Raw genomic sequence first — 5,266 nt, forward strand, 5'->3', positions numbered from 1 at the left:
ATGCCGTCGCAGACGGAGTCGTTGTCCGGAAGCCTCTGCGGCGGCCTCCAGAGTCTCTGGTTTCAGTTGCACGACAAGGAAAGGATCCGCTTCTCCCTGGTCTACTAGTATCTCCCCGGGGTAGGGACGCTGACGCATCAGCATGCTGGCATCCCATTCCTGCCATTGCTCACGATCAGGCCCCAGATAATTCCCGAAAGCCTTTTCTCCCCAGGGCACAGTGCTGGGGTTACAGACGGGCGAAAATGCCGATACCGAGTGCCAATGTTCCGGGTTGCGCAAAGCGAGCACCAGCGCCCCATGACCACCCATGGAGTGCCCGAAAATCCCGCGGCGTTCGGGAGATGCCGGGAAATGTTCTTCAATGAAGGTTGGCAACTCATGATCTACATAACTGCCCATCCGGTAGTTCCGGGTCCAGGGCGGCATTCTTGCGTTGAGATAAAACCCCGCCCCCACGCCGAAGTCCCAGTTGTCCGAATCACCGGGGATGTTCAATCCGCGGGGACTGGTATCGCAGGCGACCAGCATCAGCCCCAGTTCGGCGGCCAGACGCTGTGCGCCAGCTTTTATCATGAACGTTTCTTCGGTGCAGGTTAACCCTGCCAGATAATATACGGCCGGGACCAGGGCACCACCCAACGCCTGGGGCGGCTGGTACACCGCGAAATTCATGGGTATTCCGGTGGCACTGGACGCATGGGTGTAATAACCCATACGCCCGCCAAAGCAGCTATGCTCCTCCCGTGTTTCTAACGAAGCCATCAATACACCACCACACTGCGAATAGACTCCCCCGTTTCCAGAAGATGGAACCCTTCGTTGATGTCTTCCAGTTGGAGACGATGGGTGATCAGGTCGTCGATGTTGATCTTCTTGTCCATATACCAGTCGACAATTTTCGGAACGTCGGTACGCCCGCGCGCGCCGCCGAACGCACTGCCGATCCATCGCCGCCCGGTAACCAACTGGAAGGGACGGGTCGATATCTCCTGGCCGGCACCGGCAACGCCGATGATGCAGGAAACACCCCAGCCTTTATGACAGCACTCCAGCGCCTGGCGCATGACCTTCACATTACCGATGCACTCGAAGCTGTAATCCGCACCACCATGGGTCAGTTCGACCAGATGGGACACGAGGTCGCCTTCTATCTCCTTCGGATTGACGAAGTGCGTCATACCGAACTTCCGGGCTATGGCCTCCCGGGCCGGATTTAAATCCACCCCGATGATCATGTTGGCGCCCACCAGCTTGGCGCCCTGAATCACATTCAGGCCGATGCCGCCCAGTCCAAAAACCACCACGTTGGCGCCGGGCTCCACCTTTGCCGTAAACACCACGGCGCCAATACCCGTGGTTACCCCGCAGCCGATGTAGCAGGTCGTGTCGAAAGGGGCATCTTCCCGGATTTTGGCAAGGGCGATTTCCGGCATCACGGTATAATTGGCGAAGGTCGAGCAGCCCATGTAATGGAACAACGGCTTGCCTTTGAACGAAAAGCGCGTCGTCCCGTCGGGCATCAGTCCCTTCCCCTGGGTCGTCCGAATCTTCTGACAGAGATTGGTCTTGCGCGAAAGACAATACTCGCACTCGCGACATTCGGGGGTATACAAAGGAATGACGTGGTCGCCCTTTTTGAGACTCTTTACACCCGGCCCAATGTCGACGACTATCCCGGCGCCTTCATGGCCGAGAATGCACGGGAACAGGCCCTCAGGGTCTGCGCCGGAAAGGGTAAAATGGTCGGTGTGGCAAATGCCGGTGGCTTTAAGCTCCACCAGCACCTCACCCTCCTTGGGGCCATCCAGTTGCACGGTTTCAATGACCAGTGGTTTACCCGCCTCAAAGGCGACTGCTGCACGAACATCCATGACTATAGACTCCTGGTAAGGGTAATTTCTGCTGAAACTCCGCCTCCGGTGCTCGCCGCCTTCCCGGCCGGACACACCATGGGGCGGATCTGTGATGTAATCAGGCTTCCTTGAGAAAGCCTTGCGAATTCGGGGGCCGCCCAGCCCTTCTCCGGAGACAGTTCGGAGTGAACGAAGTCCAGACCATAAAACACGTGATCTTTATTTTCAATACGACCAAATTTTCCAGCACCGTAACCGAAGCTCTCGGCACGACACCCACCACCGCAAACTTGGCGCCTTTGGGCTTCCAGCACCTGGTGCAACCGCGCGCGTGATTGTGCGGCCAGTTGCGACTTCACCTCCACAAGCACCGGGTTATGGGCGCAATGACAATGTAAGGTACCACCATGAAAATGGGACGGTCCCTCTTTGACCCCATGATCGACGGATGGATGAATAGTAACTGAGCTTGGCATATCCAACACCTCCTAAGCGGAAATCACGGGTATATGCTTGAGCACAATCTGACGCCCAAGGACCATTGCGCTGCAAAAAACTTTAAATATCCTGTTGGGCGCGTCTTTGCGCCTGACTTTTGAGATTGCCCTCAAGGCGTTAAGCTTTCAGGTTCCCATCGTAGCGGTGATCTCCGGGGTCAGCAGTCTGGCGATCCGGCATGTTCCCATGACATACGCAGCTTTCCCCTTGTGCAGCGGCCATCAATTCGTGGAGAATACCGCATTCCGACGTCGCATGCTGGCCATAGCAACGGCCGCGCAGCTGTTCAAGCTGATGCGCCAGCATTCGTAATGACTGCAGTCTTTCCCGCACTTGCGTGAGATGCGTATCGATCAGTCCATCGACATCACGGCAATCGTCTGCAGGATGATCAAGCAGATGCAGAAGGCGCTGGACATCCGCCAGGGGCATGTCGAGATCCCGGCAGTGACGAACAAAAGCGAGCCGCTCCAGATGGGCAGGACCATAAACGCGATAGCCGTTCGCCCGCCGGTCAGGGGCGGGTAAAAGGCCTATCCGCTCATAATAACGGATGGTATCCGGGTCTACGCCGGTAGCTTGTCCCAACGCGCCAATTTGCATAAATCCTCCGCAAAAGATCATTATAAGCCCTTGACCCTGGAGTGACACTAAGGTTTTTAATGCGTCATCATCGACCAAAATGCCGAGGAGTGCTGAATGGCACACGATCATCCTGACCATACGGAACACCATCATGTGTATGAACGCGCCCGTGATCATGAGCATAGCCAAGGAGGGCACGGTCACGCCCACGCACCCGCGAACTTTGGCCGTGCTTTTGCGATCGGCATAGCGCTCAACCTGAGCTTCGTATTGGCCGAAACGGTGTTCGGGGTGCTTGGGCATTCTCTGGCCCTACTGGCGGACGCCGGCCATAATCTCAGCGACGTGCTGGGGCTGCTCATGGCCTGGGCAGCGAGTGCCCTGGCCAACCGTCCACCTTCCGGGCGATTTACCTATGGACTACGCAGCTCATCTATTCTCGCAGCATTAGCAAATGCCGTATTCCTGCTGGTGGTCACCGGTGGCATCGCCTGGGAAGCCGTTGGGCGCCTGCTGCATCCGGCGTCGGTGGCCAGCGGTATCGTAATTGGCGTCGCAGCTTTAGGGGTACTGATTAACACGAGCACGGCACTGCTCTTCATGTCAGGACGAAAAGGCGACCTGAACATCCGTGCGGCGTTTTTACATATGGCAAGCGACGCTGCCATCTCATTCGGCGTGGTCATTGCCGGCATTGTGATGCTGTTCACCCACTGGTTCTGGCTGGATTCCTCCGTCAGTCTACTCATCAGCGCGTTGATTGTAATGGCCACTTGGGGCTTACTGCGCGACTCCGCCTATCTCGCCTTGCATGGCGTCCCGGAGGGCATCGACACCGATACCGTGCGAACCTATCTGCTCGGTTTACCCAATGTAGCGGCCGTGCATGATCTGCATATCTGGGCCATGAGTACCACCGAAACCGCACTGACCGCGCATCTGGTCATGCCCAACGGCCATCCCGGTGATGCGCTGCTAAATAATATCAGTGAGGAATTACGCGAGCACTTCCAGATCGTCCACCCTACCCTGCAAATAGAAACCGGCGATCCTTGCCATCCTTGCGCGCTGACTGGGGAACATCTGGTGTAAAACTTTGGCGGCTTTGAACCGCTGCCCGTGCAGAAAAATCCTCGCCTGCCTACAGTTGTGGTAACCACAATCGATCAGGGTGGGAGTGAGGCCAGAGGGAAGGGTAAGGGCATCCAGCGATCGTAAGACACGGATGGCGAGTCGAATACCATGTTCAAGCGGAGATAATGTATGATGTCGCAGATCGATAAGCTGTTCGTTGCCCTTGGCGCAACTAATGCGGGGGCTGCGGTAGCACTGGGGGCCATCGGTGCGCATGCCCTGAAAGATCGCTTGTCGCCAAAAATGATGAGCGTCTACCATACTGGTAGCCAGTACCACCTTTACCACGCCCTGGGACTGATGCTGGTAGGATTGGTGGCGCTGCAATTGCCGGAATCCAACCTTATGGAATTGTCAGGCTGGCTTATGGTGGGCGGGACAGTGTTATTTTCGGGTAGTCTGTATCTCCTGGCGATCACCGGCAAGGGTTGGCTCGGCACTGCCACACCAATCGGCGGGCTGTCACTCATTTCTGCATGGATCTTGCTAGCTGTAGTGATTTTGCAGGTGTCGTAGTGCCGCAGGAGCCGACAGTGAGAGTAATATGTGGTTATCCGGGACTGGTAAAAACGACGGATATGGGGCTGAGGCCACTGGTTAGGTGATCAAGATGACAAAGTCAGTAATACACCTCGCACCACATGATGCCTTCCACTTCCTGCAAGAAAACCCACAGGCAGTGCTTATTGACGTCAGGAGCGAAATGGAGTTTCTTTTCGTCGGGCACCCAAAGGAAGCATTATCTATTCCTTGGCGAGACGAGCCCGACTGGGAAATCAACCCAGACTTTCTGGCACGGGTGCGGCGAGCCACATCGCTTAATCGTTCGGTCCTGTTGATTTGCCGTAGCGGCCATCGCTCTTTGGAGGCGGGACTATTTTTACAGGCTAATGGTTTCAGTGCCGTTTACAATATAGCTTATGGTTTTGAAGGGGATCTGAATGATCAGCATTGCCGAAGCAGCCTGAATGGCTGGCGGTTCGATGGATTACCCTGGGAGCAATGCTAAAGCCGAACGTCGGTCAGACACCCGCCTGTCCTAGCAGGTGGCCAATCAGCGTGGTGGCGATCATTGAGAGGACCCCCCAGAAAACAACGCGGAGAGCACCCTTCATCATGGAGGCGCCACCGGCCTTTGCAGCAACCGCGCCGAGGATCGCCAGCAGCAGAATGGTGGTCGTAAACAGGACAAG

7 protein-coding genes are annotated in these 5,266 nt (G+C 56.3%); 3 read left to right on the plus strand and 4 right to left on the minus strand.

Annotated elements, in window-relative coordinates; all coding sequences use genetic code 11:
• The 3 genes from fghA to AC2VNK_RS03260 all read right to left on the minus strand — a co-directional run.
• The coding region (fghA, locus tag AC2VNK_RS03250; RefSeq protein ID WP_486882777.1) for an S-formylglutathione hydrolase at positions 1 to 765 on the minus strand (765 nt) is incomplete at its 3' end.
• Positions 765 to 1,874: an S-(hydroxymethyl)glutathione dehydrogenase/class III alcohol dehydrogenase gene (locus AC2VNK_RS03255; protein WP_486882778.1), complete on the minus strand. Its 1,110-nt coding sequence runs from the start codon at positions 1,872 to 1,874 to the stop codon at positions 765 to 767. The genes AC2VNK_RS03255 and fghA, both read right to left, overlap by 1 nt.
• A gap of 597 nt (positions 1,875 to 2,471) precedes the next feature.
• Positions 2,472 to 2,957, minus strand: a complete 486-nt coding sequence (locus tag AC2VNK_RS03260) for a Cd(II)/Pb(II)-responsive transcriptional regulator (RefSeq protein ID WP_486882779.1) — start codon at positions 2,955 to 2,957, stop codon at positions 2,472 to 2,474.
• 96 nt (positions 2,958 to 3,053) lie between these two features.
• On the opposite strand from AC2VNK_RS03260, the gene AC2VNK_RS03265 reads away from it, so the two are divergent.
• The 3 genes from AC2VNK_RS03265 (at position 3,054) to AC2VNK_RS03275 (ending at position 5,082) form a co-directional block, all read left to right on the plus strand.
• On the plus strand, positions 3,054 to 4,031 hold the full coding sequence (locus AC2VNK_RS03265) for a cation diffusion facilitator family transporter (RefSeq protein ID WP_486882780.1): 978 nt from the start codon (positions 3,054 to 3,056) through the stop codon (positions 4,029 to 4,031).
• A gap of 171 nt (positions 4,032 to 4,202) precedes the next feature.
• Positions 4,203 to 4,589: a DUF423 domain-containing protein gene (locus tag AC2VNK_RS03270; protein WP_291521600.1), complete on the plus strand. Its 387-nt coding sequence runs from the start codon at positions 4,203 to 4,205 to the stop codon at positions 4,587 to 4,589.
• A gap of 94 nt (positions 4,590 to 4,683) precedes the next feature.
• Entirely contained in the window at positions 4,684 to 5,082 is a 399-nt protein-coding gene (locus AC2VNK_RS03275; protein WP_291521598.1) for a rhodanese-like domain-containing protein, read from the plus strand.
• A 13-nt stretch (positions 5,083 to 5,095) separates the two neighbouring features.
• Here AC2VNK_RS03275 and AC2VNK_RS03280 read toward each other — a convergent pair whose 3' ends face one another.
• Positions 5,096 to 5,260: a VIT1/CCC1 transporter family protein gene (locus AC2VNK_RS03280; protein WP_486882781.1), complete on the minus strand. Its 165-nt coding sequence runs from the start codon at positions 5,258 to 5,260 to the stop codon at positions 5,096 to 5,098.
• Positions 5,261 to 5,266 lie beyond the last annotated feature (6 nt).

The sequence above is a fragment of the Acidithiobacillus sp. TH-A35 genome (assembly GCF_057473505.1).